Here is a 2368-nt window from a genome sequence, read left to right as displayed (position 1 = left end):
GGCGGAGGGCCTCACGGTGGCGTGAGCGGAGAGGCGGTGAAGGCGACCGGCAGCTCGGGCCGCAGCCCCAGGCTCCCGCCGGTCGGCAGCCGGTCGGCCGCGGCGGCGATGAGGATGTTGTAGTGGTTCGGGAAGTGGCAGGCGTCGAACCCGAGGACCGTGCCGACGAGCCGGCCGCCGATCCAGCACCCGTCGCCCCGGTCGACGACGCCCGCACAGGTCAGTTCGGCGAAACCGAGGAAGCCCACGCGGTCGATGCGGGCGCCCGGCCCGGCGCCGTCCTGGTCGGTGGCCACCAGCTCGTGCAGTTCGCCGCGCCGCACGCAACGGCTCGTGTACGGCTCCAGGGTCATGCCGCGGTCGGTGCGGCGGTGCAGCAGCACCTTGACCAGGGTCCCGCGCACCGCACGCTTGGCCCCGTCCTCGCCGGGCCCGCTCATCCCGCTTCCCCAGTCACCGCGCCGGGCCGCTCCAGCGCGTAGGCCGCCCGGACCAGCTCCAGCGCGGCCAGCCCGTCGGCCGCGCCGGCGCCCGCCCTCGTATCCGCCCGCGTACCCGGACCCGTACCCACACCCACATCCGCATCCGCATCCGCGCCGCCGTCGAGCGCCGCGGCGAAGGCGTTCAGGACACCCACGTACTCGTGCCAGAGCGAAGCCTTGAAGCCCGGGTGGCCGGCGAGCAGGTCCGCCTCCAGCACCGTGCCGTCCGTCAGCAGCAGCCGCAGGTCCTTCCGCTCCCCGGGGTACGACCAGTCCAGCTCGACCCGGGCGGTGGCGCCGCCCGCGGTGGCGCGCAGGTCGACGACCGCCTGCCGGTCGGTGCCGCGCGCGTCGCGCACGACCGAGGCGGCGGTCGCCTCGACGTCGCCCAGAAAGTGCCGCACCAGGTCGAAGGCGTTCGGGCCGTTGTCGGCCACGCAGCCGCCGCCGCACCGCCGCGGGTCGAGGTACCAGGTGTCGGCGCCGATGTGCTCCTCGATCCGCTCCAGGTAGCGCACCCGTACCGCCGCGATCCGCGCCCCCGCGGGGAGCCGGTCCCGCAGGGCACGCACCCGGGTGTTGTAGCGGCGGTGGAAGGCGGTGAACAGGGCCGTGGCACGGTCGCGCGCCAGCCGGTCCAGCGCACGGGCCCCGGCCAGGTCGACGGCCAGCGGCTTCTCCACGCACACCGGCACCCCGGCCAGCAGCGCGTCCCGGCAGACCGCGGCGTGCAGGTCGTTGGGGACGGTGACGACCACGGCGTCCAGGCCGGGGTGCGCCAGCAGGGCACGGTGGCCGGCGTAAGCCGCGACCCGTCCGCGGAACGGGGCCCGCGCGGCTTCGCGTACGTCGCACACCGCGGCCAGCTCCCACCTGGGCAGCCGGTCGATCGCGGCGAGGTGGAACCGGGAGATCACCCCCAGCCCGACGACGCCGATCCGGCGCGCGCGCATCACACCGCTCCTTCCGCGAGCACCGGCAGGTCCAGCCCCAGGTCCGTCAATTCCTCGTGCACACCGGCGGCCAGCGGGACCCCGTCGCGCCGCCGCTCCCGTGCGCGTTCGGCCTCCCACCAGCCCGGATAGCGCACCGGGGTGCGCGGGTCCAGCGGCGGGCAGTCGAGCAGGGAGCGGAACATCTCCTGCGCGGCTCCGGCGAAGTCCCCCCGCGGGCGCAGCCGGTGCGGGGCGACGGCGAGCACGAGGAAGCCGATGTCGTCGTCGCGGCCGTGCGGGCGCCCGTCCCCGGCCAGCGCCGCCGGGGCCGGACCCMCGGCGGCGCCCGGCAGCACCGCGGCCAGCAGCTCGACCACCAGGGCCAGCCCGAACCCCTTGTACGCGCCGGTGTCCGGTCCGCCGCCGAGCCAGCGCAGGTAGGCGCTGCCGCGGTCGAAGGCGCCGGGGTCGGTCACGGGCCGGCCGGCCGCGTCCTCCAGCCAGCCCTCCGGGAGGCGGTCGCCCCGGCGGGCGGCGGCCCGGACGCGTCCGGTGGGCACCACCGTGGTGCTCATGTCCAGGACGAACGGGTGGTCGGCGAGGGCGGGGGCGGCGACGGCCAGCGGGTTGGTGCCGAGCATGGCGAGCGCTCCGTGCGGCGGGCGGGCGATGCGCTGGCCGCCGCAGTTGCTCGCGACGATCCCGATCATGCCGTGGGCGGCGGCCCGGGCGGCGTGGAAGCCCGCACAGCCGAAGTGGGTCCCGTCGCGCACGGCCACCAGCCCGATCCCGTACCGCCGGGCCCTGCGCACCGCGTCGTCCATGGCCTCGGCCGCCGCCCACAGACCCAGCGCCCGCCGGGCGTCGACGGCCGCGCAGGGGCCGGAGTCGTCGGTCACCTCGGGGACGGCGCCGGGGTCGGCGCGGCCGGAGGCGAGCAGGGGCACGTAC

The 2368-nt window shown here is 77.2% G+C and carries 3 protein-coding genes; all 3 read right to left on the bottom strand.

Features of this window, described 5'->3' with window-relative positions:
- Positions 1–11 precede the first annotated feature (11 nt).
- Positions 12–440, bottom strand: coding sequence for a DUF6917 domain-containing protein (locus FGF04_RS38840; RefSeq protein ID WP_149516100.1), 429 nt, complete (start codon positions 438–440; stop codon positions 12–14).
- Entirely contained in the window at positions 437–1435 is a 999-nt protein-coding gene (locus tag FGF04_RS38835) for a Gfo/Idh/MocA family protein (RefSeq protein WP_149516099.1), read from the bottom strand. Before FGF04_RS38835 ends, FGF04_RS38840 begins: the two co-directional genes overlap by 4 nt.
- Positions 1435–2368 (bottom strand): Ldh family oxidoreductase (locus tag FGF04_RS38830; protein WP_149516098.1); only part of this gene is annotated, 934 nt, incomplete at its 5' end. The genes FGF04_RS38830 and FGF04_RS38835, both read right to left, overlap by 1 nt.

Source organism: Streptomyces apricus (assembly GCF_008369065.1).
In the GTDB taxonomy this organism is placed as follows: domain Bacteria; phylum Actinomycetota; class Actinomycetes; order Streptomycetales; family Streptomycetaceae; genus Streptomyces; species Streptomyces apricus.
The sequence above is the reverse complement of the archived record's forward strand: the minus strand, read 5'-3'. Positions and strand labels throughout refer to the sequence as shown.